The organism is Vibrio sp. 1F169, assembly GCF_041439605.1.
GTDB lineage: Bacteria > Pseudomonadota > Gammaproteobacteria > Enterobacterales > Vibrionaceae > Vibrio > Vibrio tasmaniensis_A.
Genome location: NZ_JBGOOI010000011.1, coordinates 44,906 through 68,677 on the forward strand (window position 1 = coordinate 44,906; position 23,772 = coordinate 68,677).

Below are 23,772 nucleotides of genomic sequence, written 5' to 3' on the forward strand. Positions count from 1 at the left end.
GAGGAGGGGTTATGCAGCAACTTGTTTTTGTTTATGGAACCTTGAGGCAAGGTCAGTCCAACCACCACTATTTGCAGCAGTGTGAGTGCTTAGGAAGATTTGACACCCCTGAGGAATACGCTCTTTTTGATTTAGGTGCCTATCCAGCGATGATTTCTGGAAAGAAAAATGTCGTTGGCGAGGTCTATATCATTAACGACGAAGTCTTGGCGTCGCTCGATCGGCTAGAAGATGTTCCTGTTGAGTATCGTCGCGAGAAAATAGAGACTATATTTGGATTAGCATGGGTATATTTGTATCAGCTTGATCTAACGGCTAATAAAGAAATATTTTCGGGTGATTGGTGTAAGCGGGACAACCCGTAATAGTTATCTATCCGTAACATCTATGTATTCTGAGTTGTCGAACAAAAAGCCAGCATGTAAATGCTGGCTTTTTTAATGGCGTTAACTTGAAAAATAAGCGAGACGGTTAGTCTCGGTTAAGTTCAAGGAACTCTTCTACTTTTTTCACCATGTTCTTAGAACCGACAAAGAAAGGCACACGTTGGTGCAGTTCTGTTGGTTTTATATCCATGATGCGTTGGGCGCCATCGGAGGCAATACCGCCAGCTTGCTCCATGATGAAGGCTATTGGGTTGCACTCGTACAGCAGACGCAGTTTACCTTGAGGGTGGCTTTGCGTACTCGGGTATAAGTAGATGCCGCCTTTCAGCAGGTTACGGTGGAAATCTGATACTAGAGAACCAATGTAACGAGAGGTGTAAGGGCGGTTATCACTTGGCTCATCTTCTTGGCAGAATTTGATGTACTTTTTAACACCCGTAGGGAAGCGGAAGTAGTTACCTTCGTTGATCGAGTAGATCTTACCTTCATCAGGGATCATCATGTTTTCATGAGATAGACAGAAGGTACCCAGTGATGGGTCGTAGGTGAAACCATTGACGCCAGCGCCTGTTGTGTAAACAAGCATGGTTGAAGAACCGTAAATTACGTAACCAGCTGCGACTTGTTTGTGGCCAGGTTGTAGGAAATCTTCTTGTGTTGGTGGGGTACCAATCGGCGACACTCGGCGGTAGATAGAGAAAATCGTACCAACCGATACATTCACATCGATGTTTGAAGAACCATCAAGTGGATCCATCAGAACAACGTATTTTGCGTTTTTGTTGAGCTCTTTATTGAAGGCAACAGCTTCGTCTTCTTCTTCACTTGCAACGCCACAAACTTGGTCACGAGCTTCTAGAGCCGCTTTAAATTTGTCGTTCGCGTAAAGGTCTAGCTTTTGTTGCTCTTCACCTTGAACGTTGTCTGTACCAACAGCGCCAGTAATGTCGACAAGACCTGCTTTGTTGATTTCACGGTTAACAATTTTCGCAGCAAGACGAATTGATGACAAAAGGGATGATAGATCACCACTTGCATGGGGAAAGTCACTTTGTTTTGCAACAATGAACTCACCAAGGGTGCGCATCTCAGACATGTTATTTCCTTAAACTTCTCTCAATATTAGGGGGATTTGAGCACTGTAGATTAGGCCTCTTGAGTGGGCTTTATTCATCTAGACGCTTACCTAAATTCTAAAGGTTAGATCTTTTTAATGGTAATGAACTAAGCGACACAGATCTCACTTACTATGTCGACTAAATTTGTTTTGCATTGCTGCTCGCTTTTAATCGCCATTTAATGATAATGAGTGCAAGTAGTTTGATTTAGACATGGCTCATTTAGCCAAGCGTTTGGAAGCAATATATGCATATTCACATCTTAGGAATTTGTGGCACCTTCATGGGTGGTGCCGCGGTATTGGCTCGTCAATTAGGTCACAAGCTTACGGGTAGTGACGCGAATGTTTACCCTCCAATGAGCACTTTGTTGGAATCACAAGGGATTGAAATTATTGAAGGGTTCGACCCTAGTCAATTAGAGCCAAGGCCTGATCTCGTGGTTATCGGTAATGCCATGAGCCGTGGTAACCCGTGTGTTGAGTATGTATTGGATAATAACCTTAGATACACATCAGGCCCGCAATGGTTGCAAGAATTTCTACTGCATGACCGTTGGGTATTAGCGGTATCGGGAACGCATGGCAAGACAACAACATCGAGCATGCTGGCTTGGATTTTAGAAGACTGTGGCTATGCGCCTGGCTTCTTAGTTGGCGGCGTGTTGGGTAACTTTGGTATATCTGCTCGCCTTGGTGAAAGCATGTTTTTCGTGGTTGAAGCCGACGAATACGACAGTGCTTTTTTCGATAAACGATCTAAGTTCGTTCATTACCACCCAAGAACCTTGGTCATGAATAATCTTGAGTTCGATCATGCGGATATCTTTGACGATCTTGAAGCGATCAAGCGACAGTTCCATCATTTGGTTCGCACTGTGCCAAGTAATGGTCGTATTTTCTCACCGAAGCAAGATACGGCTATTGAAGATGTTCTATCTCGTGGGTGTTGGAGTGAGACTGAATCGAGCGGCGAACTTGGCGATTGGGATGCCAAGAAACTGGTTAAAGATGGCTCCAAATTTGAGGTCTATTTCCAAGACGAATGTGTTGGAACCGTAGACTGGGATTTGGTTGGCGATCATAACGTAAGTAATGCCTTGATGGCGATTGCGGCGGCAAGACATATTGGTGTGACACCCGACTTAGGATGTGAATCACTGGCGACTTTCATTAATACCAAGCGTCGCTTAGAGTTTAAAGGTGAAGTGGCAGGTGTTTCTGTTTATGACGATTTTGCTCATCATCCTACAGCGATTGAACTTACTCTGGGTGGCTTACGTAATAAGGTCGATACGAAAAAAATCATTGCTGTTTTAGAGCCTCGTTCTGCCACCATGAAGCGTGGTGTGCATAAAGAAACGCTGGCTGATTCGTTGAAGCAAGCGGATTCTACTTACTTATTCCAACCCGATAACATTGATTGGTCAGTAAAAGACGTCGCCGATGCGTGTCACCAATCCGCGCACGTGAGTGATAACATGGATGCATTCGTTGCTAAAATTGTCTCTGAGGCACAAGCGGGTGACCAAATCTTGGTAATGAGTAATGGTGGCTTTGGTGGTATTCACCAGAAACTGTTGGATGGATTGGCACTCAAAGGTTAACGCATCCTCGACCTTATAATTTGAAGTAATTGAGAACATGACAAAACACGATAAAGCGATAACTCTGGCTTTCACTGGCGCATCCGGTGCGCCTTATGGCCTGCGTTTACTTGAATGCCTTTTGGCCGCCGATTATCAGGTCTACTTGCTGATATCATCGGCAGCGCGAGTGGTGTTGGCGACCGAGCATGAACTTAAGTTACCTGCTGGGCCAGATGCTGCGAAACAAGCTTTGGTTAAGCATTTAGATTGCGACCCAGAAAAGCTGGTGGTGTGTGGCAAAGATGATTGGTTCTCACCAGTTGCATCTGGTTCAGCAGCACCGAAGCAGATGGTGGTGTGTCCATGCTCTGCAGGAAGCTTGGCATCGATTGCTCATGGCCTATCAGATAACTTAATCGAGCGTGCAGCCGACGTGGTTATGAAAGAGCGAGGACAGTTGTTGTTGGTGGTTCGTGAGACGCCATTTTCTACGTTGCATTTAGAGAATATGCACAAACTCTCGACCATGGGCGTGACGATTATGCCTGCAGCTCCGGGTTTTTATCATCAACCTAAGTCGATTGAAGACCTGGTCGACTTTATGGTGGCACGTATTCTTGATCACCTTGGTATCGAGCAAGGTTTAGTGCCACGTTGGGGTTACGATCAACGTAATTGATCCAAACTTGATGGCTTATTGTTAAAAATCAAATTACAATCCTGAACACTCATCGGGGAGCGAACCATTCAAATAATGAATGCGAGCTGAGATCAAGCAAACACTTGGGACCCGTAAACCTGAACCAGATAATGCTGGCGTAGGAATTGAGTTAGGAACAACCTCTACCGTTCTCCTCCCTCAAACCTGTGCCGCTCAGACCATGGAGAGCGTCCAGTGAAATTAACATTAACAACTCTTGCTGTTACTACAGCCATCTCTTTTTCTGCCTTCGCAGCAGACAACACCTTAACGGTTTACACTTACGACTCTTTTGCTGCGGATTGGGGCCCTCGTCCTGCCGTTGAAAAAGCATTCGAAGAAAAGTGTGGTTGTGATGTGAATTTTGTCGCGTTAGAAGATGGTGTGTCTATTCTAAACCGCTTACGTCTTGAAGGTGGCAACAGCAAAGCTGACATCATTTTAGGCCTAGATAATAATCTCATGGCTGAAGCGAAATCTACGGGCTTATTGGCTGAGCACAGTGTTGATACATCATCTGTGACGCTTCCTAACGGTTGGAACGACAGTACCTTTGTTCCTTATGATTTTGGTTACTTTGCGTTTATCTATAACAAAGAGAAGCTAGCAAACCCGCCAAAAAGCCTGAAAGAACTGGTTGAGCAACGTGACGATCTTAAGGTTATCTATCAAGATCCACGTACATCAACACCAGGCCAAGGCATGATGCTATGGATGAAGTCGGTTTACGGTGATGAAGCAACTGCAGCATGGAAGAAGCTTGCTCAGAAAACGGTGACTGTGACTAAAGGTTGGTCTGAAGCTTACTCTATGTTCCTAGAAGGCGAGTCTGATTTAGTGTTGTCTTACACAACTTCTCCGGCTTATCACATCATTGCAGAAAGTGATTCTAAGTACGCAGCAGCAAGCTTTGAAGAAGGTCATTACACTCAAGTGGAAGTGGTAGCGAAGGTTAAAGGTAGCAAGAACGAAAAGCTTGCCGATGAGTTTATGGCATTTATCTTAAGTGATGAGTTCCAATCGGCGATGCCTACTGGCAACTGGATGTACCCAGTGACCGATGTTGAGCTACCAAAAGGGTTCGAGCAACTTACGGTTCCTCAGAAAGCGCTAAGCTTCACACCAGAAAAGATCGCCGAGAAGCGTAAGCCTTGGATTCGTGAATGGCAGAGTGCACTTACTTTTTAACTTACTATTAAAAAGATGAGCGTCCTGTACTTAAAGGCTCATTCGTGATGTTTGGAATGAGCCATTTACGGTAAATAATTAATTTATGATAAAGAAAACACCTAAGGTCGGGATCTGGGTTGCGATACTCATTACCGCCTTCGTGGTTTCAGCAGTTGGGGCATTGCTTAGCAATGCCCCTTCTCTTGATATCAGCCAAGTATGGTCAGATCCTTACTATTGGCATGTAACGAAATTCAGTTTTTATCAAGCGATACTCTCAACTGTGCTGAGTGTTGGCTTTGCTATACCCGTTGCTCACGCTCTGTGTCGCAGGCAATTTTTTGGACGAGCTTTGTTGTTAAGACTGTTCGCGTCGACTTTGGTTCTGCCTGTGTTAGTCGGTGTCTTTGGCTTGCTCGCGATTTATGGGAATAGTGGTTGGTTAGCTAAATTTTTGGCTAACTTCGACATTGAATTACCATTCTCGATTTATGGTTTGAATGGCATTTTGCTGGCGCACGTTTTCTTTAACCTGCCTTATGCTAGCCGTTTACTTTTACAAGCTTTAGATACCGTACCTGCCGAGCAGCATAAGCTTTGTGCTCATTTGGGTATGAGTCATTGGAACAAATTCAGATGGGTTGAATGGCCTCGTTTAAGACAGCAACTGCCACATGTGTGTGGTTTGGTCTTTATGCTGTGTTTTACCAGCTTTGCTACCGTGATGGCACTAGGCGGTGGACCTAAATCAACCACTATCGAACTCGCTATTTATCAGGCGATTAAATTCGACTTTGACCTGCAGGCTGGTGCCTTGCTCGCTATATGGCAAATGCTGCTGTGTGGTGTGTTAGCTGTGAGCATTCAGCGCCTATCGAAACCTATTTCAGTGACAGCCAGTCAATTGTCGGAAGAGAAATATTTGGTTAAGGACTGCTGGTGGTCAAAAGCTTGGGATAGCTTTTGGATCATCACCGTCTCAATGCTGGTATTGCCGCCATTAGCTATGGTTATCGTCAGTGGCATTAACTCGCAGGCATTAATCGTACTGAGCAGCGAGCCGTTTTGGGCTGCGTTAATTACCTCGGTTAAAGTCGCGTCATTAGCAAGTGTTATCGCTGTTGGTATTGGTATCGCCATACTGCTGACTAGTCGAGCATGGCGTTTACAGAACAAGAATTTTCGAGCCGATAAAATCGAGTTGATTGGCACTATTATCTTAGTGACTCCAGGGCTTGTGATCAGTACGGGGCTCTTCTTATTACTGCGTTCATTCACCGATGTTTTCAGCTTAGCTTTCTTTATCGTGATTGCAGTAAACAGTTTAATGGCGCTTCCTTACGTAATTAAAACCTTGGCTCAACCTATGCTGCATTTGTCTCAGCAATATCAGTATGTGTGCGCAAGTTTGGGAATGATTGGTTTTACGCGTTTTAGGCTAGTGGAGTGGCGCGCATTGCGTAAACCGATGGCACAAGCCTTCTCGATCAGCTTTATGTTGGCAATGGGTGACTTAAGCGCGATTGCTTTGTTTGGTAGCCAAGATTTTAGAACTCTGCCTTTGTACCTATTCCAATTATTAGGCAGCTATCAAATGGAAGCTGCAGCTGTGGTTTCCGTGAGCTTATTGTTACTGAGTGTTGGCAGCTTTAGCCTGATTGAATTTTTATTTACTCGAAGATCTAAGCTCGATGCTAAAGAGTTGAGGAACCGATGATGTTAGTGATGAAAGATGTGGACTACCACTATCACAGAGAGTTGTTTTGCTTTGATTTTCAAGCTGAGCAGGGCGATATTGTTGCGCTTATGGGGCCAAGTGGCGCAGGTAAATCAACGCTGTTGGCACTGGTTGCTGGGTTTATTGAGCCCACTTCGGGTGAGATCTCTGTAGCGGGACAATCACTGATTGGCAAAGAAGCACATCAGCGTCCATTAGCGATGTTGTTTCAAGAGCACAATTTGTTTGCCCATCTCACCGTACGTGAAAATATTGGCTTAGGCTTGCATCCAGGGTTAAAGCTTACGGCAACCCAAAAGCACGAAGTCGAACAGGCCGCTACACAAGTGGGTGTCGCGGAGTATTTAGATAGATTGCCTGAGCACTTATCGGGCGGTCAACGTCAGCGTGTCGCGTTAGCTCGATGCTTTGTTCAGCCTCATGATATTTGGCTGCTTGATGAACCTTTCTCTGCGCTTGACCCTTTGCTTCGTGAGGAAATGCTTAACCTTGTTAGGCGATTAGCCGCCGAGCGAAACATTACGGTATTGATGGTTACTCACCACTTAGGTGATGCACGCAGTATCGCAAATAAGTTCGTTTTTGTTGCGCTAGGTAAGGTGTTGGTTGCAGACTCGATAGAGACACTGACGGCTGAACATCCACAGCAAGAGCTAAGCTCGTTTGTTAAAGCGGGTGAATGATGATTTTTTCACTCCTGTGAGTACTTATTGATATTGAGAGCTTCTTGATATCGAGTGCGTCAAAAACAAAAAGACCTAGCATGCGCTAGGTCTTTTATTATCTTTCTGATTAAAGGGCGGCGAAGATTAGTCGCCTAGCTTTAGCTCTTTTAAGATTTGGAATATTTCACGAGAAGACTTAGCCGGTTTATTTGCCGCTTTCTCTTTGTTAGCTTGACGAGCGAGCTGACGAAGACGTTGACGGTCAGCTTCCGGGTACATTTCCATAACGTCTGAAATGGCCGCATCGCCTTCTGCAACAACACGATCACGCAGTTGTTCTAGTTTGTGCAGTTCAACTGTTGCTTGAGAGTGTTTGTTGCGAATCTTATCTAAAGCCGCTTGAATTGGCTCTGGATCGACACTGCGCATTACTTTACCAATGTATTGAAGTTGACGGCGCTTCGCTTCATTTTTAAAGCGTTGTGCATCTTTAATCGCTTGTGCCAAATCTTCAGACAGCGGAAATTTGTCTAATACAGAAGGCTTTAGGTCAACAAGCTCTTCTCCCAGCTTTTGCAGGGCGTCCATGTCCGTTTTCATTTCTGTCTTACTTACCCAGATGATTTCTTCTTCTGGTTCCCATGGGGCTTTTTGGTTTTTGCGAGCCATCTTTTCTGCCTATGTCACTATCTCAAACGAATATATTGCCTATTTTAGCAAGAATCTTGGGGAGAAAGCGAAATTCTTGTTATCCTACGTAATATTGACCTAAAAAATTAGAATAGATATGGATGTAAAACAGCAAGTCGCCCAACAACGAGTTGAGCTAGAAGCCGCAGTAGCTAAAGCGTTGGATATGGCATCAGTGAGTGCAGACGCCGCTGAGGTTGCTATTACTAAGTCAACGGGTTTAAGTGTTTCAACACGTATGTGTGAAGTGGAAAACGTTGAATTTAATAGTGATGGTGCTCTAGGTATTACTGTTTACCGCGGTCAGAAAAAAGGCAGCGCATCTACATCTGATCTGAGTGAGAAGACAATTGCTCAAACAGTCGCGGCTGCGCTTGATATCGCTCAGTACACTTCTGAAGACCCGTTTGCTGGTCCTGCAGCAAAAGAATACATGGTAAAAGAAATTCCAGACTTGGATCTTTTCCACCCAGATGAACCAAACCCTGACTATGCCGCTGAGATTGCGATTGCAGCTGAGAAGCAAGCTCTAGCTTATAGCGATAAGATCAAGCAAAGTGATGGTGCAAGCTACGACAGCCATTATGGCGTTAAAGTTTATGGTAACAGCCATGGCTTACTAGCTAGCTACGCATCAAGCCGCCATAGCACGAGCTGCTGTGTGATTGGACAAGGCGCTAACGGTGAGATGGAGCGAGACTACAGCTATACCGTTGCACGTCACCGTGATGAGCTATGGACGCCTGAGCGCGTAGGTCAAGAAGCAGCAGAAAAGACAATTAGCCGTTTGGATGCGAAAAAGCTACCAACAGGCCAATACCCAATCATGTTTGCTAACGATGTCGCGACTGGCTTGATTGGCCACCTTGTGATGGCGATCAGTGGTGGTAACTTATACCGTAAGTCATCGTTCTTATTGGATCACCTAGGTCAGAAAATTCTACCTGATTGGTTTAACATTTCTGAGCGTCCTCATATCTTACGTGGTTTGGCTTCAAGCCCATTCGATAGCGAAGGTGTGTTCACTCAAGATCGTGAAATCATCACTGATGGTGTGTTAGCAACTTACCTGCTAACCAGTTATGCCGCACGTAAAATGGATATGACACCAACAGGTCATGCTGGTGGTATTCATAACTGGTTCGTTAAATCAACGGGTCAAAACTTTGAGCAGATGCTAAAAGAACTAGGCACCGGCTTCCTTGTGACTGAAGTAATGGGTCAAGGCGTGAATACCGTGACCGGTGATTATTCACGTGGCGCAGCAGGTTTCTGGGTTGAGAATGGAGAAATCCAATACCCAGTATCTGAAGTGACGATCGCGGGTAACCTAAAAGACATGTTCACTCAGATTGTTGCGGTTGGTAACGATGTTGAAACGCGTTCACAAATTCAAACGGGCTCTATCTTGCTTGAGTCGATGAAAGTCGCGGGTGAGTAATGAAGTTAGCGCCAATATGATGAATTAAAAAAGGGAGCCGATGGCTCCCTTTTTGTTTTCTGTATTTCGCCAAAAATAGGCTAGCTGCTTATGATAACTAGATTAGTATGGTTGCTAAGCCTAAGAACACCGATAGGCCAATAACATCGGTTACTGTGGTCAGTGCCATACCGCCTGCCAATGCCGGGTCGATATTCATCTTTTTCAGCATTACCGGGATGGTTACACCGGCGATACCAGCGACAATCAAGTTGGTCATCATCGCTGCTGAGATGATGCCTCCCAGTATCCAGTTACCTTTCCAAGCAACCACAATACCACCAATGATAACAGCCCATAACACGCCGTTTAGGAAGCCGATGGCCGCCTCTTTGAGTAGTAGTTCGCGTTTGTTACTGTCACCGATATGACCGAGTGCTAAACCACGAATCACAAGCGCAACGGTTTGGTTACCAGCAACCCCGCCCATTGAAGGTACGATAGTCATTAGAACCGCAATCGCTGCCATTTGGTCGAGTGTTGCTTCAAACATATTGGATACAGATGCAGCAGCAAGTGCAGCGAGTACGTTGGCACCCAACCAGACACTACGACGACGAGCAGATTTTACGACTGGAGCGAAGGTATCTTCGTCATCGTCCATACCCGCCATGCTCATCATTGAGTGCTCGGCGTCTTCACGGATAACATCAACCACGTCATCGATAGTGATACGACCAACAAGATGCTGGTTACTATCAACAACGGGTGCAGAAACCCAATTACGACGTTCGAACAGACTGGCAATATCGGAAGCACTGGTTTCAACCGCGATCGCTTCGTCAGCATCTTCCATCACTTCGGAAACCTGAACATCGGGCTGAGTTGTTACTAGTGTGGTAAGCGATAGGTTACCGATCAGACGTTCTTCTTCATCAATAACATACAGAGCATCGGTTGCGTCGGGCAATTCGCCACGCATACGCATATAGCGCAATACAACGTCGACATCGACGTCGCCACGAATCGTGATTACGTCGGTATTCATGATCGCACCCGCTGAATCTTCTGGGTACGAAAGGGCGGTTTCTACTAATGCACGATCGACGGAGTCCATTTGAGAAAGGACTTCGCGAGAAACATCGTCGGGTAGGCTTCGAAGTACGTACGCGACGTCATCGGTTTCCATACCTTCTGTTGCTTCTGCCAAGGTTTCTGGTGCCATTTTCGACACAAGCGCATCTTTGACGTCTTCGTTTAGTTCATCAAGAATTTCACCGTAGTCTTCTGGATCGGTGAGTTGCCAGAGTACGTCACGACTTTTGCGAGGGGAGGCTTCTAAAAGGTGTGCAATATCTTCAGGTTCCATGTCCTGAAGTTGTCGACGTACGTGAACAAATCGGCCGTTTTCTAGGGCTTCGCTGACTTCTTGGAGGGTTTGGTGAGCTTGGTCGAATTCTAATTGCTCTGCCATATTTTCCTCCTATTTTTTATTCTAACAATGCTTGGGATAGTAACTTAATTCTGGGGCTTATTTAAATCATAAACTTAGCTAGAACTAAGATTTAATACTGGTTGGTTCGAAGTTTGAGTCTTCAGTGTTGTGAGTGACTCGTTTTCGCTACTCACCTTCATCAAACTTGTCTTCAATGAGGTGGCAAACAGCATCAAGTGCTTGTTGTGAATCGGTGCCTGTAGCTTGGATCGTGATGTGTTGCCCTTGCGCTGATTCCAGCATAAGCAACCCCATCACACTGTCTGCAGTTGCGATTTTATCTTCTTCGCTATGGATCGTGATAGTTGCATCAAAACTTTGGGCAAGCTCAACCAATTTTACGGCTGCTCTAGCGTGAAGACCCAAGCGATTTTGGATCAGTACAGTTCGAGTTAATTCCATGGTTAGCCTTGTTGGTGCTTCTCTAGGGAGGCATGTCTGATTTGAACTTGATGACCGAGTTGTTCGAAGTATTCACCAATTTTCTGAGTTAGATAAACTGAGCGGTGTTTGCCGCCAGTGCAACCAATCGCGACCGTTAGGTAACTGCGATTATTCTTCTCTAACATGGGTAACCACTGCTCAACAAAGCCTTGAATTTGTTGCTTGAGTTCAAGAACTTCAGCGTGTTTCTCTAGGAAAGAGTGAATTGGAGCATCAAGTCCCGTCAATGGTCGTAGTGCCGGTTCCCAGTGAGGGTTTGGCAGAAATCGAACATCAAACACATAATCGGCATCACTTGGTAGGCCGAACTTAAAGCCGAAAGACTGAAAAACGATAATGAGTTCTTGTTTTTCTTTGCCCTCAACTTTGAAACGAACCTGTTCACTCAATTCGTAGAGGTTACAGTCACTGCTATCAATCACAATGCTGGCTTGCTCTACAAGAGGAGTCAGAAGTGTTTTTTCTAAATCAATAGCTTGTTCAAGAGAGAGTTTTTCTTGGCCGATCGATAAAGGATGAATTCTGCGTGTTTCGCTGTAGCGCTTGAGTAGCGTCTGTTTACTCGCGTCTAGAAATAAGACGTTTAGGTCTATATCTGTGGCGGCTTCTAACTGGTCTAGCGTTTCTGTAACTAACTGAGGCTCTTTTGGTAGGTTACGAATATCAATGCTAACAGCGACGTTTTGATTGATCTCGCGTACCGATTCGACGAAGTCGTTGAGCAGGTTTACTGGTAGGTTATCAACACAGTAATACCCCAAGTCTTCAAGAACTCGTAGCGCAACACTTTTCCCGGCTCCTGACTGGCCACTAACAACGATTAATCGCATGTTATTACTCGCAAGTTGGCACTTGAATCATGATGTCGTAAAGCTCTTGATCGCTTTGAGCATTACGCAACTGTTTAAGAGTCTGCTTGTCGTTAAGTCGCTCTGCCATACAAGAAAGGGTTTTCAGATGCTCTTTACATTGTTCACTAGGAACAAGTAGAGCAAACAGTATATCAACTGGGCGGTTATCGATAGCATCAAATTCGATTGGGTCTTGGCATTGTATTAATACAGCAATCGCTTTATCACTGACATTCATGCGTGCATGGGGAATCGCAATACCGTTACCGATACCTGTACTGCCCATTTTTTCACGGCTCAGCATGCACTCAAACAGTTCTGTTGAATCTTGACCGCAGCTTTCTGCTGCGATTTGACTGATCAGCTCAAGGGCTCTTTTTTTGCTTGTGCATTGGACTGCACTTTTAGTGCAGTCCAATGAAAGTACTTCGCTTAATTGCATGTTAGTGACTACTTAGTTTTTCTTTGTGCTTGTTGAGTTGGCGAACAAGTTTATCAACCAATGAATCAATCGCGGCATACATGCTTTCATCTGTTGCTGTCGCATGAATTTCCCCTTGATTTATATGCAGGGTAGCTTCTGCGATTTGATTGATTTTCTCAACTTTTAAAACAACTTGAACACTATTGATATGATCAAAGAAGCGCTCAAGTTTGTCGAATTTGGTGTGAACATAGTCTTGCATTGAATCGGTAAGATCAACGTGATGGCCTTGAATATTGATTTGCATAGACTTTCCTTTTCAATTGGTTGCCAGGTTACAACTAAATTAATAGTTAACTAATCAATCGTTAATGAATAAAGAGCTAACTACTTTAGTTTATAGCAGGCGTTTACGCTGACTCGATGGGGCAATGCCCAGAGATTCACGGTATTTCGCTATGGTACGTCTAGCTACCTGAATTCCTTGGTCAGCCAGTAAAGCAGCAATCTTACTATCACTTAGAGGCTTTGCGGTATTTTCCGCTGCGACAAGCTTCTTAATGAGTGCGCGAATTGCTGTAGATGAACATTCACCGCCATTGTCAGTGCTGACATGGCTTGAGAAAAAGTACTTGAGTTCGAAGATGCCACGCGGTGTGTGCATGAATTTTTGAGTCGTCACACGAGAGATCGTGGATTCGTGCATATCAACAGCTAAAGCCACATCATTCAATACCATCGGCTTCATGGCTTCTGCGCCATGTTCGAAGAAACCGCGTTGATGTTCAACAATACACCGAGCGACTTTTAGTAGCGTTTCATTTCGGCTCTCTAGGCTTTTAATTAGCCATTTTGCTTCTTGCAAATTTGAGCGGATAAATTGGTTGTCAGCACTACTGCCTTTGCTACTAAGGGCCGCGTATTGTTGATTTACTTTTAGTTTTGGCACGCTATCTGGATTGATGGTGACCAACCATTTCCCAAGCTCTTTGAAGACGGATACGTCAGGAACCACATACTCAGTTTCGTCTGGCGTGATCTTGCTTCCAGGGCGAGGGTCCAGCTGTTGGATTAATTGCAAAACTTCGCGTAGTTCCGCTTCTTTCAACTTGGTCTCTTTGATAACCAGTTTGTAATCGCGATTGCCGAGTTGGTCGATATGGCTAGTAAGTACTAACTTAGCTTCGTTAAGCCAAGGGGTATCTTGTGGGAAGGTCGCCAATTGCAGTAACAAGCAATCTTGCAGATTCACAGAACCGACACCTAGCGGATCAAACTGCTGAATTCGTTTACGAACGGCTTCAATTTCATCAAGCTCGATCTCTTCGTTGTCGAAGTTCTCAAGGATGTCTTCACAAGATACGGTCAGGTAACCGCGGTCATCGATAGCATCAATTAGCGCAAAAGCTATGCTGCGGTCAGTTTCAGTAAATGGTGTTAAATCGAGTTGCCAGAGCAGGTAATCGTATAGACTTTGTGTAGTTTCGCCTTGATAAACGGGCATATCGTCATCAATCGCAATGCCAGTGTTACCTGTGTTTGCGCTGTAAACGTCTTCCCAAGTTGTATCGATTTCTAGTTCGTTGCCGATCTCTGATTTTTCGATCAAATCGGAGCTATCAGGTAAGTCTTGTTCTACTGTTTCAACTGTTTCTTTCTCGTCACTGCTAGGTTTTTCTTCCGATGTTGGCGTATCTTCATTGCCGTCTTCGACATCGAGTAGTGGGTTCGATTCAAGTGCTTCTTGAATCTCTTGTTGCAAATCCAAAGTAGACAATTGCAACAAACGAATCGCTTGTTGCAATTGAGGAGTCATTGCTAACTGTTGGCCTAGCTTAAGTTGTAATGAGGGTTTCATTCAGTGTTACTTACCTAGTTATTATTCTAAGAACTCTCGATACTCTCTATCTAATCATAGACGGAATTGTTCGCCTAGATAAACTTGTTTAACTTGTTCGTTATTGAGAACATCTTCAGGAGTTCCCTCAGCTATTAGATGCCCTTGACTTACGATGTAAGCTTTTTCACACACGTCTAATGTTTCACGAACGTTGTGGTCGGTAATCAAAACGCCTAAGCCGCGATCACGTAAGTGAACAATGATTTTTTTGATATCGATAACCGATATAGGGTCAACACCGGCAAAAGGTTCGTCCAGGAGAATGAATTGAGGGTTTGCTGCTAGTGCGCGAGCAATCTCAACACGGCGACGCTCACCACCAGACAATGCCATACCATTACTCGCTCGAATATGTTGGATGTGAAACTCTTCGAGAAGATCTTCCAGCTTATCTTGACGTTGCGCGTTAGTCATCTCATCACGCGTTTGTAAAACAGCCATGATGTTGTCTTCAACTGACAATTTACGAAAAATGGATGCTTCTTGAGGAAGGTAACCGATACCAAGACGAGAGCGACTGTGCATTGGTAAGATACTGATGTCTCGGTCGTCAATGCTGATAGTACCTTCATCTCGCGCAACCAGACCCACTATCATATAGAAAGAGGTGGTTTTACCTGCACCGTTTGGGCCAAGTAGCCCTACGATCTGACCTGACTCTACTTGTAAGCTTACGTCTGTTACAACTTTACGTTTTCCGTAGGTCTTCGCTAGGTTCTTTGCTGTAAGGACTGCCATGATTACTTATTCACTTCCGCTGGTTGTAAAACCGTTGATACTCGCTCACTGCTATCACTATCGGCAACCAATTTTTGAGAGGTGATCTGATAGGTAATCTTAGAGCCACGAATGATACTGCCATCTTGAGATAGCATCGCGTTCTTAGTCATGATCAATCTATCGGCAATCAGCTGGTAATGTAAATCGTCAGCTTCACCATAGAGTGTTTTCCCATCGTCAGTAAGTTGAGAAAAGGTTGCGGGCTTTCCGAAACCTTGTATTTCTTCAATTTCACCGTTGACGGCATTACGTGTAACAATGACCTTATCGGCATTGATATTGATGCTACCTTGTTTAAGGTTCACATCGCCAAGAAAGGTTACTTGATTGCTTTTCATATCTAATTGCTGACTGTCTGAATCAATATAGACAGGCTGCTCGCTATCCGAAGATAGAGCATAGACATTAGACGCCGCAAGGGTCAAAGCCAATAAACTAAGGTGTGAGAGTTTCATATCTACCCTGAACAGAATTAAAGAGAGTCGCATTGTTGGTACCGAAGTTCCCTTTCATTGCTTGCCCCTCATTTTCAAAAAATGTACCGATCATATGGACCGGAGTGTCTGAATAAAAATCTCGACTAGTCAGTTCAACAACCATTTTATCTGTGGTCATTGTATCGAAGCTAGCATCTGGCAACAGGTTTTTCGCCACAACATTGTCATAAAAAGTGATGACTTGATTTTCATCCATAATTGCGCGATCAGCGGTCACTCGCCATTCTATCGTATGCCCTTCACGGAATACTGAAAGAATAGGGTCTTGAAAGTGCGTATCGCCAACGACCGAGTAGTGCTCTAGATTAGTTGATTCAACTCGGTAGCTACGAATACCGCTTTCGCCATAGCTAATGTTATCAAGATTCTTTCCGCTAAACGCAGGCAGTTCCAAGTTTGGATCTACTTGTATCGTCGATGTTTGCTCTTTGTCGTACAAGTAATAGGCCGACCAAGAGGCAATAAAGATGAGTATTAAATAGATAATACGATTAAAACTCATATGCTTAAACCTTTGTGCACGTCGAGTTCGTTTCTTGCTTGTAAAATAAGGTCGCAGACTTCACGAACAGCACCGTAACCACCATTAATGGTGGTTACGTAGTTGGCTCTTTGTGCAAGCAATGGGTGGCCGTCTGCCACACATACCTTCAAGCCAACCTTTGCCATTACAGGCCAATCGATTAAATCGTCTCCGATATAACCTGTGTTTTCAGGATTGATTGAAAGCTTATCGCAAATATCTTGGTAGGCTTTAACTTTATCATCCTGACCTTGATAAATTAGCTTAATACCGAGAGCGGTCATTCGATTTTCAACAATTTTAGATTTACGGCCAGTGATGATCGCGATTTCAACGCCCGCGTTCATCAACGATTTAATGCCGTAACCGTCGCGCGTATGGAAAGTTTTTAGCTCTTCACCATTGTTACCCATGTAGATGCGACCATCTGAGAACACGCCATCGACATCGCAAATAAGCAATTTGATCTCTTTTGCTACGGCAAACACTTCTGAATCTACCGTGCCGTATAGGGTTTCGACTGTTTGTGACATTACATTACTCCTGCTTTCAGTAAGTCATGCATATTTAAAGCGCCTACTAATTTGCCACTATCACACAACACCAAGCCATTGATGCTCTTAGCTTGCATCAAATTTAAGCCCTCAACTGCGAGCATGTTTGGTTCTGCTACCGTTGGGTTCAGTGTCATTACATCGCCGATCTGCGTGCTATGAATATCAATACGTTTATCTAAGATACGGCGTAAATCACCATCGGTAAAAATGCCCTTCATTTGGCCATCTTCACCGACGATTGCCGTCATACCCAAGCCTTTTTGAGATATCTCTAACAGGGCATCTCGAACTAGTGCATCCGGAGCAACAATTGGGAGTGAATCGCCGGTGTGCATGATGTCGTCTAGTTTCAACAGCAGTTGACGGCCCAAAGCACCACCAGGATGAGACAGTGCAAAATCTTGAGCGGTAAAACCTCTTGCCTGTAAAAGTGCAACGGCTAATGCATCACCCATAACCAAAGTAGCGGTAGTACTGGTTGTTGGTGCTAAACCTAGAGGACACGCTTCTTCGGGTACTGAAATCTGTAAATGAATATCAGATAAAGTCGCCATGTTTGATGCCGGCTTGCCAGTCATGCTGACAATCTTAATGTTTAAACGCTTTAATACTGGGAATAGGCTGAGGATTTCTCCTGATTCACCTGAGTTGGATATTGCTATCACAATATCGCCAGGTTCGATCATGCCCAAATCACCATGCGCTGCTTCACCTGGGTGTACAAAGAAAGCCGATGTACCAGTGCTTGCCAGTGTAGCTGCTATTTTGTTACCAATGTGGCCTGATTTGCCCATGCCCATCACTACGACTTTGCCTTTGTTGTTCAGGATTAGGTCGCAAGCTTTGCTAAAATCATCATTAAAATATTGGTCTAATTGCGTGAGACCTGCAACTTCAGTTTCCAAAACTTGTTTTGCAACGCTGCAATAATCAAATGGCTGAGACATCAAATACTCCAAGTACGGGAAGTTAAATCAACAATTAAGCTGACATGTTCATTAGTAGGTAACTTTGATACGCCACAAACGTCACGATTAACACGCCGCCTTCGATACGATTCACGCTACGAGATTTTCCTAGTGCCATGATAACAAGGAGTAGTGATACGCCTAGCATCACCCAGAAGTCACGACCCATTGCAAACTCGCTCAAGATGGAAGGGTTTAGGATGCCTGGGATACCCATCACGGCAAGGATGTTGAATACGTTTGAGCCAATGATATTACCCACAGCCATATCATCTTCACCTTTCATAACACCAGCTAGTGATGCTGCAAGTTCAGGTAAACTTGTGCCAACGGCAATAATGGTTAAACCAATCACAAGGTCGCTCATACCAAAGAACTTCGCGATTACAACCGCGTTGTCAACCAACATGTTGGCCGCTAGAGGTAGAATAATCAGGCCAACCACCACCCACATTGCGGCTTTGGGGTTGCTCACGCCTTCAGGAACTTCAGATTCTTGTTCGTCAAGAAAGGCATCACCGTTCTTTTTCTCACTACGGCTGATTTGCAGCATCGCAAATAAGAAAGCGGCAAAAAGAACAAACAACAACACACCTTCATAGAAACCTAAGTGATTATCCCAAAGCAGTGCGCCCGCTAATAGAGTGACACCTATCATTAAAGGTAGTTCACGACGAATCACACCAGAGCTAATCGATAATGGCTTGATAAGGGCTGTAATACCTAAAATCAGCGCGATGTTAGCGATGTTTGAGCCTAATACATTACCTACCGCCGTATCTGTTTTACCATCAAGGGCTGCTGTAGCAGAAACCATCATTTCAGGAGCTGAAGATCCCATTGCTAAGATTGTCATACCGATAACTAGTGGTGAAATACCGAAGTTGCGAGCAAGAGCAGCGGCACCGTAGACCAGCTTATCTGCACTCCACACCAAAAAACCTAGACCGATAATAAGAAACGCAATCGCTTCAAGCATGATGATTCCTAAAAATTAATAAAAAACGGAGAATTAACCGCTAATTTTGACTTGTTGCTAGATAAAAGGGAAGTCACTCGACAAATTAATTGCTAGTTAGTGGTAAAGAAATGTTGATGAGGAATGAATTTCTCAATGCTTTCAAATCCCTGCCTTTGTTTTCTGTTTTTAATAATTAATTGAACAGCGCTTTTAATTCTAAAGTAGACTCATTATTATTGCAGCCATAATTGGCGTTTTTAAAGCAAGGAAACAACAAAAGTATGTTGAACACTGAGCTTGTGAAAGTTAAGAATCTCAGCTTCTCACGCGGTGAGCGAATTATCTTTGATGACATCAGTTTAGAGGTTCCTCAAGGAAAAATAACCGCGATCATGGGGCCGTCAGGGATCGGTAAAACAACCTTATTACGTCTGATTGGTGGACAATTACCACCAGATGAAGGTGAAATTTGGTTTGATGGCGACAACATCCCTGCATTGCCACGTCGAAAGCTATATCAAGCACGCAAGAAAATGAGCATGCTTTTCCAATCGGGGGCACTTTTCACGGATCTGAATGTCTTTGATAATGTGGCGTTTCCTTTGCGAGAGCACACTGAACTTAACGAAAAATTCATTCGTACCATTGTATTGCTTAAGCTTGAGGCGGTAGGGTTGCGAGGCGCGGCGCAATTAATGCCGAGTGAGTTGTCTGGTGGTATGGCGAGACGAGCGGCGTTGGCCCGTGCGATCGCATTGGACCCAGAACTTATTATGTATGATGAGCCTTTTGTTGGCCAAGACCCAATCACCATGGGTGTTTTGGTTGAGTTGATTCGTAACCTCAATCAAGCCTTGGGCTTAACCTCGATTGTCGTTTCTCATGATGTCCCTGAGGTGATGAGCATTGCTGATTGGGTTTATTTGATGGCTGATGGGAAAATTATTGCTGCAGGTTCTCCTGATGAGTTGTACAACAACAGCGACCCAAGAGTGCAGCAATTTTTGCAAGGTGAATCGGATGGCCCTGTGCCATTTAGGTTTCCTGCAAATAGCTTAGAAAAGGATTTGTTTGAATATGATTGCTAAAACTATTGCGGGTGTCGGTAAGCGCGCACTTGCGATCTGTGAGTCATTTGGTCGAGCAAGCCTAATGCTATTTGGGGCTTTGTTTGGCATCCCGAAACTAAAAAACTTCCCTCTATTAGTTAAACAATTTTATAGCGTTGGCGTTCAGTCATTGGCTATCATTTTAGTTTCGGGTTTGTTTATTGGCATGGTACTCAGTCTGCAGGGCTATGTCGTATTAATCGACTATGGCGCAGAGGGTAACCTTGGGCAAATGGTCGCGCTCTCGTTGTTACGGGAACTGGGCCCTGTGGTGACAGCACTTCTGTTTGCTGGCCGTGCGGGTTCAGCATTAACGGCTGAGATCGGCTTAATGAAAGCAACGGAACAGATCTCTAGTCTTGAGATGATGGCGGTTGATCCTCTTAAACGCATTATTGCGCCACGTCTCTGGGCCGGCCTTATTTCTATGCCACTGCTCGCTATGATTTTTATGGCGGTCGGGATTTGGGGTGCTCAGTTAGTCGGTGTGGATTGGAAAGGTATTGACCACGGCAGTTTCTGGTCTGCGATGCAGTCTTCCGTTGAGCTTGGCCGTGATATTGGTAACAGTATGATCAAATGCATGGTCTTCGCTATCACCGTAACTTGGATCGCACTTTTTAATGGTTATGATGCAGTACCGACATCCGAAGGTATTAGTCAGGCAACCACACGCACAGTAGTACACTCTTCTCTAGCGGTATTAGGGCTAGATTTTGTTCTTACCGCATTGATGTTTGGGAATTAATCATGCAACAAACTCGAAAATTAGAATTATGGGTCGGCACCTTTGTTATTGCCGGAATTTGCGCAATCTTAATCATGATCTTTCAAGTCGCTGACGTAAAAGGTCTCGGTTCAAACCATACTTACAACTTAAAAGCGACCTTTGACAATATTGGCAGCCTAAAGGTTCGCTCACCAGTAAAGGTGGGGGGCGTCGTTGTTGGTCGAGTTCAAAGTATTGAACTTGATACTGAGAGCTACCTTCCTGTGGTTGAACTGTCTATTGATGCGAAGTACTCACAATTTCCTGATACCTCTAGTGCTCAAATCTTAACGTCGGGCTTGATCGGTGAGCAGTACATCAGCTTAGTTCCAGGCTTCATCTTTGAAGATGAAGAGATGTTGGTTGATGGTGATTCTATCGAAGACACCAAGTCGGCATTAGTATTAGAAGATTTGATTGGCCAAGTGCTGTATAGCGTCGGTGGCTCTGATAATAGCGAAGCTAAGGAGTAGGCTCATGTTAAAGACTAATTACTTATTGAAAAGACTGCTTCTGACAGCTGTCGCTTTGCTGATGTCGACTCCAGCTTTTTCGGCAAAACCGATTGACCGAACTCAGCCTTATCAGATGATGACTCAAGTTGCAGAAGAGGCTTTCGCCCGTTTGAAGAACGAGCAAGAGAATATCCAACAAGATCCTGAGTTACTGAAGGTCATCGTGGAAGAAGAGTTGATGCCTTATGTGAATGCTCAATATGCGGCGCTGAAGTTGCTAGGGCCGAACTTGAAAGGTGCTGACAGAGGAGACGTGCGCGTATTTATTGATGCATTTCGTAAATATCTCGTTTCTTCTTATGCTCAAGTGTTAACTCAATATACAAATCAGACGATTAAATTTGGTCCAGAACCAACAATTAAAACAGATAGCCGTATTACCAGTATTAAGGTTGATATCATTGATACGCCTCGACCAAACATTAACCTTGAGTTTAAACTGCGCAAAGATAAGAAGTCAGGTGAGTGGAAGGCATTTGATATGGTTGCCGAAGGTATAAGCCTGCTATCAAGTAAGAAGTCTGAGTGGAACACTAAGATTCGTCAAGAAGGCATCTTACAAGTAGCTGACGAACTCGAGAAACTGGCTTCTCAACCGATTCGTTTTGAGAGTAATAAATAATGAGCCATTCTCAATGGCAAGCGCTAAGCTCTAAAGAATATCAACTTCTTGGTGATATAGATCGAGATAGTGTACCTGCAATCTGGCGTATATTGGAAAAGTGGCAAACGACAGAATCGAGCGTTGAAATTGACCTTAGCCATATAAATCGAGTCGATTCAGCAGGAATGGTGATGCTAATTCACTTATTAGAGCATGCAAAAAATCAAAACTGTCATATAATGCTCAGTTTCGTGCCAGAACAATTACGAACGTTGTTCCAATTGAGCAATATCCAGCCAATGATGGCAGAACACATAAAAAATTAGGCAGGAGCTATTTGTGGACAGCACAAAAGTACAAGAATTATTAGCAGAGGCTCTGAACCTTCAGGAAATTATCGTGAAGGGTGAAGGCAGTCATTACGAAGTTGTTGCGGTTGATCCATGTTTTGACGGCATGAATCGAGTTAAGAAGCAGCAACTAATCTACGGCCCACTAATGGAATACATTCAACGCAATGATATCCATGCTCTTTCTATTAAGGCTTTCACGCCGGAAGAGTGGGAACGTGATAAGAAACTGATGTCACTTTAAGGTTTATGATGGAAAAGTTTCGAGTTATTGGATCGGATAAGCCGCTAAGCGGTGAAGTGACGATCTCAGGCGCAAAAAATGCAGCCCTACCAATCCTATTTGCTTCAATTCTAGCTGAAGAGCCGGTTGAAGTGAGTAATGTTCCTCACCTACGTGACATCGATACTACGATGGAATTGCTTAAGCGTTTAGGCGCAAAAGTATCACGCAACGGTAGTGTTCATGTTGATGGCAGCGAAATTAATGAATTTTGTGCACCTTACGATTTAGTAAAAACAATGCGCGCTTCTATCTGGGCTTTAGGTCCTTTAGTCGCTCGTTTTGGTGAAGGCCAAGTGTCACTTCCTGGTGGTTGTGCAATTGGCGCTCGACCTGTTGATTTACATATCCATGGCCTAGAGCAACTAGGTGCGACCATTAAGTTGGAAGATGGTTATGTAAAAGCAAGTGTTGACGGCCGTTTGAAAGGCGCGCACATCGTGATGGATAAAGTAAGTGTGGGTGCCACCATTACTATCATGTGTGCAGCAACGCTAGCGGAAGGTACAACTGTATTAGATAACTCAGCGCGTGAGCCTGAGATTGTTGATACGGCTGATTTCCTAAACAAACTAGGTGCTAAGATTTCTGGCGCAGGTACAGATACGATTACTATCGAAGGCGTTGAACGTCTTGGTGGTGGTCATCACTCTGTGGTTGCTGACCGTATCGAAACGGGTACGTTCCTTGTTGCTGCTGCTGTTTCTGGCGGTAAAGTGGTTTGTCGCAACACCAACGCTCATCTTCTTGAAGCTGCATTAGCGAAGCTTGAAGAAGCGGGTGCGAAGGTTGAAACGGGCGAAGGTTGGATCAGCCTTGATATGACAGATCGTGAGCTGAAAGCGGTGAAAATCGTAACAGCACCTCACCCAGGTTTCCCAACCGACATGCAAGCACAGTTTACTCTGCTCAACATGATGGCGAAGGGCAGTGGTGTTATCACTGAGACTATCTTTGAAAACCGCTTTATGCACATTCCTGAGTTACAGCGAATGGGCGCAAAAGCGGAAATCGAAGGCAACACGGCTATTTGTGGTGAAACTGAGAAGTTAAGCGGCGCTCAAGTAATGGCAACGGATCTTCGTGCATCTGCGAGTCTAGTTATTGCTGGTTGTATTGCCCAAGGCGAAACTATCGTTGACCGTATTTATCACATCGATCGTGGCTACGATAAGATTGAAGATAAACTTTCAGCTTTAGGCGCAAACATTACACGATTTAGCGAGTCGAACTAACTTAGGTTAGTGGATTCATGAATCAGTAAGAT

At 44.4% G+C, this 23,772-nt stretch carries 28 protein-coding genes and 1 riboswitch; of the genes, 14 read left to right on the forward strand and 14 right to left on the reverse strand.

The features are described 5' to 3' along the window. The first annotated feature begins 11 nt into the window (after window positions 1–11). Window positions 12–365: a gamma-glutamylcyclotransferase gene (locus ACED53_RS07015; RefSeq protein WP_017100026.1), complete on the forward strand. Its 354-nt coding sequence runs from the start codon at window positions 12–14 to the stop codon at window positions 363–365. Between the two features lie 106 nt (window positions 366–471). Here ACED53_RS07015 and fbp read toward each other — a convergent pair whose 3' ends face one another. After that, entirely contained in the window at window positions 472–1,482 is a 1,011-nt protein-coding gene (gene fbp, locus ACED53_RS07020) for a class 1 fructose-bisphosphatase (RefSeq protein ID WP_017100027.1), read from the reverse strand. Window positions 1,483–1,751: 269 nt separating this feature from the next. Here fbp and mpl point away from each other — a divergent pair, with 269 nt between their 5' ends. The 5 genes from mpl to thiQ all read left to right on the forward strand — a co-directional run bounded on the left by mpl (window position 1,752) and on the right by thiQ (window position 7,383). Further along, the gene (gene mpl / locus ACED53_RS07025) at window positions 1,752–3,110 is read left to right on the forward strand and encodes a UDP-N-acetylmuramate:L-alanyl-gamma-D-glutamyl-meso-diaminopimelate ligase (RefSeq protein ID WP_017100028.1); all 1,359 of its coding nucleotides are present in this window, start codon (window positions 1,752–1,754) and stop codon (window positions 3,108–3,110) included. A 37-nt stretch (window positions 3,111–3,147) separates the two neighbouring features. Further along, entirely contained in the window at window positions 3,148–3,771 is a 624-nt protein-coding gene (locus ACED53_RS07030; RefSeq protein ID WP_009847752.1) for a flavin prenyltransferase UbiX, read from the forward strand. A 43-nt stretch (window positions 3,772–3,814) separates the two neighbouring features. Further along, window positions 3,815–3,934: riboswitch (TPP riboswitch) on the forward strand. Window positions 3,935–3,987: 53 nt separating this feature from the next. Next, window positions 3,988–4,980, forward strand: a complete 993-nt coding sequence (gene thiB / locus ACED53_RS07035; RefSeq protein WP_017100029.1) for a thiamine ABC transporter substrate binding subunit — start codon at window positions 3,988–3,990, stop codon at window positions 4,978–4,980. An 85-nt stretch (window positions 4,981–5,065) separates the two neighbouring features. Then, window positions 5,066–6,679: a thiamine/thiamine pyrophosphate ABC transporter permease ThiP gene (gene thiP / locus ACED53_RS07040; RefSeq protein ID WP_017100030.1), complete on the forward strand. Its 1,614-nt coding sequence runs from the start codon at window positions 5,066–5,068 to the stop codon at window positions 6,677–6,679. Further along, window positions 6,679–7,383 carry a thiamine ABC transporter ATP-binding protein gene (thiQ, locus tag ACED53_RS07045; RefSeq protein WP_029225386.1) on the forward strand — a complete coding sequence of 235 codons (705 nt, stop codon included), beginning with the start codon at window positions 6,679–6,681 and terminating at the stop codon, window positions 7,381–7,383. Before thiP ends, thiQ begins: the two co-directional genes overlap by 1 nt. A gap of 126 nt (window positions 7,384–7,509) precedes the next feature. On the opposite strand, the gene yjgA is transcribed toward thiQ, so the two are convergent. Continuing rightward, the gene (yjgA, locus tag ACED53_RS07050; protein ID WP_009847748.1) at window positions 7,510–8,034 is read right to left on the reverse strand and encodes a ribosome biogenesis factor YjgA; all 525 of its coding nucleotides are present in this window, start codon (window positions 8,032–8,034) and stop codon (window positions 7,510–7,512) included. Between the two features lie 118 nt (window positions 8,035–8,152). On the opposite strand from yjgA, the gene pmbA reads away from it, so the two are divergent. Then, window positions 8,153–9,496: a metalloprotease PmbA gene (gene pmbA / locus ACED53_RS07055; protein WP_017100032.1), complete on the forward strand. Its 1,344-nt coding sequence runs from the start codon at window positions 8,153–8,155 to the stop codon at window positions 9,494–9,496. A 97-nt stretch (window positions 9,497–9,593) separates the two neighbouring features. Here the strand turns inward: pmbA and mgtE are convergent, their stop codons facing one another. From mgtE to ACED53_RS07115, 12 genes are all read right to left on the reverse strand, one after another. Further along, a complete protein-coding gene (gene mgtE / locus ACED53_RS07060; RefSeq protein WP_017100033.1) occupies window positions 9,594–10,949 on the reverse strand; it encodes a magnesium transporter in 1,356 nt (451 codons plus the stop codon). A gap of 147 nt (window positions 10,950–11,096) precedes the next feature. Next, window positions 11,097–11,372, reverse strand: coding sequence for an HPr family phosphocarrier protein (locus ACED53_RS07065; RefSeq protein ID WP_009847745.1), 276 nt, complete (start codon window positions 11,370–11,372; stop codon window positions 11,097–11,099). Window positions 11,373–11,374: 2 nt separating this feature from the next. Then, the gene (rapZ, locus tag ACED53_RS07070) at window positions 11,375–12,244 is read right to left on the reverse strand and encodes an RNase adapter RapZ (RefSeq protein ID WP_017097544.1); all 870 of its coding nucleotides are present in this window, start codon (window positions 12,242–12,244) and stop codon (window positions 11,375–11,377) included. Between the two features lie 4 nt (window positions 12,245–12,248). After that, window positions 12,249–12,707, reverse strand: a complete 459-nt coding sequence (ptsN, locus tag ACED53_RS07075; RefSeq protein WP_017100034.1) for a PTS IIA-like nitrogen regulatory protein PtsN — start codon at window positions 12,705–12,707, stop codon at window positions 12,249–12,251. 1 nt (window position 12,708) lies between these two features. Next, a complete protein-coding gene (gene hpf / locus ACED53_RS07080; protein WP_009847742.1) occupies window positions 12,709–12,996 on the reverse strand; it encodes a ribosome hibernation promoting factor in 288 nt (95 codons plus the stop codon). Window positions 12,997–13,086: 90 nt separating this feature from the next. Then, a complete protein-coding gene (locus ACED53_RS07085; RefSeq protein WP_009847741.1) occupies window positions 13,087–14,547 on the reverse strand; it encodes an RNA polymerase factor sigma-54 in 1,461 nt (486 codons plus the stop codon). Between the two features lie 54 nt (window positions 14,548–14,601). Next, the gene (lptB, locus tag ACED53_RS07090; RefSeq protein ID WP_009847740.1) at window positions 14,602–15,327 is read right to left on the reverse strand and encodes an LPS export ABC transporter ATP-binding protein; all 726 of its coding nucleotides are present in this window, start codon (window positions 15,325–15,327) and stop codon (window positions 14,602–14,604) included. A 2-nt stretch (window positions 15,328–15,329) separates the two neighbouring features. After that, window positions 15,330–15,824: a lipopolysaccharide transport periplasmic protein LptA gene (lptA, locus tag ACED53_RS07095; RefSeq protein WP_009847739.1), complete on the reverse strand. Its 495-nt coding sequence runs from the start codon at window positions 15,822–15,824 to the stop codon at window positions 15,330–15,332. Beyond that, window positions 15,805–16,368 (reverse strand): LPS export ABC transporter periplasmic protein LptC, encoded by a 564-nt coding sequence (lptC, locus tag ACED53_RS07100; protein WP_012604869.1) that lies wholly within the window; start codon window positions 16,366–16,368, stop codon window positions 15,805–15,807. Before lptC ends, lptA begins: the two co-directional genes overlap by 20 nt. Next, the gene (gene kdsC / locus ACED53_RS07105) at window positions 16,365–16,922 is read right to left on the reverse strand and encodes a 3-deoxy-manno-octulosonate-8-phosphatase KdsC (RefSeq protein ID WP_017100035.1); all 558 of its coding nucleotides are present in this window, start codon (window positions 16,920–16,922) and stop codon (window positions 16,365–16,367) included. Before kdsC ends, lptC begins: the two co-directional genes overlap by 4 nt. Further along, window positions 16,922–17,893: an arabinose-5-phosphate isomerase KdsD gene (gene kdsD, locus ACED53_RS07110; protein ID WP_017100036.1), complete on the reverse strand. Its 972-nt coding sequence runs from the start codon at window positions 17,891–17,893 to the stop codon at window positions 16,922–16,924. Before kdsD ends, kdsC begins: the two co-directional genes overlap by 1 nt. 34 nt (window positions 17,894–17,927) lie before the next feature. After that, window positions 17,928–18,893 (reverse strand): calcium/sodium antiporter, encoded by a 966-nt coding sequence (locus ACED53_RS07115; protein ID WP_009847735.1) that lies wholly within the window; start codon window positions 18,891–18,893, stop codon window positions 17,928–17,930. A gap of 263 nt (window positions 18,894–19,156) precedes the next feature. Between ACED53_RS07115 and mlaF the strand changes: the two genes are divergently transcribed. From mlaF to murA, 7 genes are read left to right on the forward strand one after another with little or no spacing between them, the layout of a single operon-like run. Then, entirely contained in the window at window positions 19,157–19,963 is an 807-nt protein-coding gene (mlaF, locus tag ACED53_RS07120; RefSeq protein ID WP_009847734.1) for a phospholipid ABC transporter ATP-binding protein MlaF, read from the forward strand. Beyond that, window positions 19,953–20,732 (forward strand): lipid asymmetry maintenance ABC transporter permease subunit MlaE, encoded by a 780-nt coding sequence (gene mlaE / locus ACED53_RS07125; protein WP_009847733.1) that lies wholly within the window; start codon window positions 19,953–19,955, stop codon window positions 20,730–20,732. Before mlaF ends, mlaE begins: the two co-directional genes overlap by 11 nt. A 2-nt stretch (window positions 20,733–20,734) precedes the next feature. Then, window positions 20,735–21,226 (forward strand): outer membrane lipid asymmetry maintenance protein MlaD, encoded by a 492-nt coding sequence (mlaD, locus tag ACED53_RS07130; protein ID WP_017100037.1) that lies wholly within the window; start codon window positions 20,735–20,737, stop codon window positions 21,224–21,226. Window positions 21,227–21,230: 4 nt separating this feature from the next. Beyond that, on the forward strand, window positions 21,231–21,890 hold the full coding sequence (locus tag ACED53_RS07135; RefSeq protein ID WP_050546893.1) for a phospholipid-binding protein MlaC: 660 nt from the start codon (window positions 21,231–21,233) through the stop codon (window positions 21,888–21,890). After that, the gene (locus tag ACED53_RS07140; RefSeq protein WP_004735315.1) at window positions 21,890–22,198 is read left to right on the forward strand and encodes a lipid asymmetry maintenance protein MlaB; all 309 of its coding nucleotides are present in this window, start codon (window positions 21,890–21,892) and stop codon (window positions 22,196–22,198) included. Before ACED53_RS07135 ends, ACED53_RS07140 begins: the two co-directional genes overlap by 1 nt. A gap of 13 nt (window positions 22,199–22,211) precedes the next feature. Then, window positions 22,212–22,466 carry a BolA family iron metabolism protein IbaG gene (gene ibaG / locus ACED53_RS07145; RefSeq protein ID WP_004738686.1) on the forward strand — a complete coding sequence of 85 codons (255 nt, stop codon included), beginning with the start codon at window positions 22,212–22,214 and terminating at the stop codon, window positions 22,464–22,466. Between the two features lie 8 nt (window positions 22,467–22,474). Further along, window positions 22,475–23,740: a UDP-N-acetylglucosamine 1-carboxyvinyltransferase gene (murA, locus tag ACED53_RS07150; RefSeq protein WP_029225388.1), complete on the forward strand. Its 1,266-nt coding sequence runs from the start codon at window positions 22,475–22,477 to the stop codon at window positions 23,738–23,740. The last annotated feature ends 32 nt before the right edge of the window (window positions 23,741–23,772 follow it).

Bases quoted from the DNA above. Each gene is read 5' to 3' on its own strand.
- ACED53_RS07015 (WP_017100026.1), top strand. From the start codon at position 12: ATGCAGCAACTTGTTTTTGTTTATGGAACCTTGAGGCAAGGTCAGTCC.
- fbp (WP_017100027.1), bottom strand. From the start codon at position 1,482: ATGTCTGAGATGCGCACCCTTGGTGAGTTCATTGTTGCAAAACAAAGT.
- mpl (WP_017100028.1), top strand. From the start codon at position 1,752: ATGCATATTCACATCTTAGGAATTTGTGGCACCTTCATGGGTGGTGCC.
- ACED53_RS07030 (WP_009847752.1), top strand. From the start codon at position 3,148: ATGACAAAACACGATAAAGCGATAACTCTGGCTTTCACTGGCGCATCC.
- thiP (WP_017100030.1), top strand. From the start codon at position 5,066: ATGATAAAGAAAACACCTAAGGTCGGGATCTGGGTTGCGATACTCATT.
- thiQ (WP_029225386.1), top strand. From the start codon at position 6,679: ATGTTAGTGATGAAAGATGTGGACTACCACTATCACAGAGAGTTGTTT.
- yjgA (WP_009847748.1), bottom strand. From the start codon at position 8,034: ATGGCTCGCAAAAACCAAAAAGCCCCATGGGAACCAGAAGAAGAAATC.
- pmbA (WP_017100032.1), top strand. From the start codon at position 8,153: ATGGATGTAAAACAGCAAGTCGCCCAACAACGAGTTGAGCTAGAAGCC.
- mgtE (WP_017100033.1), bottom strand. From the start codon at position 10,949: ATGGCAGAGCAATTAGAATTCGACCAAGCTCACCAAACCCTCCAAGAA.
- ACED53_RS07065 (WP_009847745.1), bottom strand. From the start codon at position 11,372: ATGGAATTAACTCGAACTGTACTGATCCAAAATCGCTTGGGTCTTCAC.
- rapZ (WP_017097544.1), bottom strand. From the start codon at position 12,244: ATGCGATTAATCGTTGTTAGTGGCCAGTCAGGAGCCGGGAAAAGTGTT.
- ptsN (WP_017100034.1), bottom strand. From the start codon at position 12,707: ATGCAATTAAGCGAAGTACTTTCATTGGACTGCACTAAAAGTGCAGTC.
- hpf (WP_009847742.1), bottom strand. From the start codon at position 12,996: ATGCAAATCAATATTCAAGGCCATCACGTTGATCTTACCGATTCAATG.
- ACED53_RS07085 (WP_009847741.1), bottom strand. From the start codon at position 14,547: ATGAAACCCTCATTACAACTTAAGCTAGGCCAACAGTTAGCAATGACT.
- lptB (WP_009847740.1), bottom strand. From the start codon at position 15,327: ATGGCAGTCCTTACAGCAAAGAACCTAGCGAAGACCTACGGAAAACGT.
- lptA (WP_009847739.1), bottom strand. From the start codon at position 15,824: ATGAAACTCTCACACCTTAGTTTATTGGCTTTGACCCTTGCGGCGTCT.
- lptC (WP_012604869.1), bottom strand. From the start codon at position 16,368: ATGAGTTTTAATCGTATTATCTATTTAATACTCATCTTTATTGCCTCT.
- kdsC (WP_017100035.1), bottom strand. From the start codon at position 16,922: ATGTCACAAACAGTCGAAACCCTATACGGCACGGTAGATTCAGAAGTG.
- kdsD (WP_017100036.1), bottom strand. From the start codon at position 17,893: ATGTCTCAGCCATTTGATTATTGCAGCGTTGCAAAACAAGTTTTGGAA.
- ACED53_RS07115 (WP_009847735.1), bottom strand. From the start codon at position 18,893: ATGCTTGAAGCGATTGCGTTTCTTATTATCGGTCTAGGTTTTTTGGTG.
- mlaF (WP_009847734.1), top strand. From the start codon at position 19,157: ATGTTGAACACTGAGCTTGTGAAAGTTAAGAATCTCAGCTTCTCACGC.
- mlaE (WP_009847733.1), top strand. From the start codon at position 19,953: ATGATTGCTAAAACTATTGCGGGTGTCGGTAAGCGCGCACTTGCGATC.
- mlaD (WP_017100037.1), top strand. From the start codon at position 20,735: ATGCAACAAACTCGAAAATTAGAATTATGGGTCGGCACCTTTGTTATT.
- ACED53_RS07135 (WP_050546893.1), top strand. From the start codon at position 21,231: ATGTTAAAGACTAATTACTTATTGAAAAGACTGCTTCTGACAGCTGTC.
- ACED53_RS07140 (WP_004735315.1), top strand. From the start codon at position 21,890: ATGAGCCATTCTCAATGGCAAGCGCTAAGCTCTAAAGAATATCAACTT.
- murA (WP_029225388.1), top strand. From the start codon at position 22,475: ATGGAAAAGTTTCGAGTTATTGGATCGGATAAGCCGCTAAGCGGTGAA.